Here is a 2,292-nt window from a genome sequence, read left to right on the forward strand (position 1 = left end):
TCCTTACGGCTTGTCGTAGTCCATTTGGGTGATTGTTGGTTGCTGGTCTGGTCTGGGTTCGTTGCCGGGTGAGTTACTTGCGCTATAGGAACCCGGCGGGCTGCCCACCTTTCCGGGGGATTGATAGCCGCTGCCCGAACGTACGGCGGTCGGTGGCAGGCTCGATGGACGCTACGGAAAGTCCGGATAGCAACTCCCCATGGACGTACCGGACTTGATGGATCCCCGATAGCCGTCATCCAGATTTCCCGGAACTCACCACGAGGGGCACTCATGTCCGAGGCACTCAAGTCACAGTGGCGTCAACTACTCAGGTTCCGCTGGTTCAACCGCCCGCAGGTCACACCCTTGGCAGATCCGACCGTGCCCGTGGGCAGCTTTCCCACAGCAGTCGCGATCACCCCGAACGGCCTGACCGCCTACGTCACCAACGAGGGCGACAACACCGTCAGCGTCATCAGCACCGCCACCAACACCGTCACCACCACCATCCCCGTAGGATCAGTCCCGTTCTGGGTAGCGATCACCCCGAACGGCCTGACCGCCTACATCACCAACTCCGGCGACAACACCGTCAGCGTCATCAGCACCGCCACCAACACCGTCACCACCACCATCCCCGTAGGATCAGTCCCGCTCGGCGTGGCCATCCCCCCGAACGGCCTGAACGCCTACATCACCAACTCCGGCGACAACACCGTCAGCGTCATCAGCACCGCCACCAACACCGTCACCGCCACCATCCCCGTCGGTACCGCACCCTTCGGCGTAGCGATCACCCCGGACGGCCTGACCGCCTACGTCACCAACTCCGGCGACAACACCGTCAGCGTCATCAGCACCGCCACCAACACTGTCACCGCCACCATCCCCGTCGGTACCGCACCCTTCGGCGTAGCGATCACCCCGAACGGCCTGAACGCCTACATCGCGAACAACGGCGACAACACCGTCAGCGTGATCAGCACCGCCACCAACACCGTCACCGCCACCATCCCCGTCGGTACCGCACCCCTGGGCGTGGCCATCCCCCCGGACGGCCTGAACGCCTACATCACCAATAACGGCGACAACACCGTCAGCGTGATCGATACCGCCACCAACACCGTCACCGCCACCATCCCCGTCGGTACCGCACCCTTCGGCGTAGCGATCACCCCGAACGGCCTGAACGCCTACATCGCGAACAACGGCGACAACACTGTCAGCGTCACCCCCACCGCTCCGTTCGCCACCATCACCACCCTCACCTCCGCCCCCGACCCCTCCGTCTTCGGACAGCCCAAAACCCTCACCGCCACCGTCACTTCCACCGTCGGCACCCCCACCGGAACCGTCAGCTTCTTCGACGGCGCCACCCTCCTCGGCACAGCAACCCTGACCGGCGGAGTCGCCACGTTCACTACTTCTGCCTTGGGTGTCGGGTCGCATTCGTTGACGGCCGTGTACGGCGGTGATGTGGACTTCACCGGCTCCACCTCACCCATCGACGTCCAGACGGTCACTCAGGCCGGCACCACCACCGCACTGACCTCCGCCCCCGACCCCTCCGTCTTCGGACAGCCCAAGACCCTGACCGCCACCGTTGCTGCCGTACCCCCCGGGGCAGGCACGCCGACGGGCACAGTCAGCTTCTTCGACGGCGCCACCCTGTTGGGCACAGCAACGTTGACCGGCGGAGTCGCCACGTTCAGCGTCTCCACCCTCAGCGTCGGATCCCACTCCCTCACCGCCGTCTACAACGGCAGCCCGAACTTCACCGCATCCACCTCACCCATCGACACCCAGACCGTCACCCAAGCCGCCACCACCACAGCGTTGACCTCCGCCCCCGACCCCTCCGTCTTCGGACAGCCCAAAACCCTCACCGCCACCGTTGCTGCCGTACCACCAGGAGCAGGCACGCCGACGGGCACAGTCAGCTTCTTCGACGGCGCCACCCTCCTCGGCACAGCAACCCTCAGCGGTGGAGTCGCCACGTTCAGCGTCTCCACCCTGAGCGTCGGACCCCACTCCCTCACCGCCGTCTACAACGGCAGCCCGAACTTCACCGCATCCACCTCACCCATCGACACCCAGACCGTCACCCAAGCCGCCACCACCACCGCCCTCACCTCCGCCCCCGATCCGTCCGTCTTCGGACAGGCGAAGACCCTGACCGCCACCGTTGCTGCGGTGCCTCCGGGGGCGGGTACGCCGACGGGCACAGTCAGCTTCTTCGACGGCGCCACCCTCCTCGGCACAGCAACCCTGACCAGCGGCATCGCCACCCTCACCACCTCCACCCTGAGC

General features: G+C 65.7%; 1 protein-coding gene. It reads left to right on the plus strand.

What is annotated here, in order from left to right; genetic code table 11:
• Positions 1-273 precede the first annotated feature (273 nt).
• Positions 274-2,292, plus strand: a 2,019-nt coding sequence (locus IF11_RS38095) for an Ig-like domain repeat protein (protein WP_051746496.1), incomplete at its 3' end; no start/stop codon positions are given.

Source organism: Streptomyces scopuliridis RB72 (assembly GCF_000718095.1).
Taxonomy (GTDB): domain Bacteria; phylum Actinomycetota; class Actinomycetes; order Streptomycetales; family Streptomycetaceae; genus Streptomyces; species Streptomyces scopuliridis.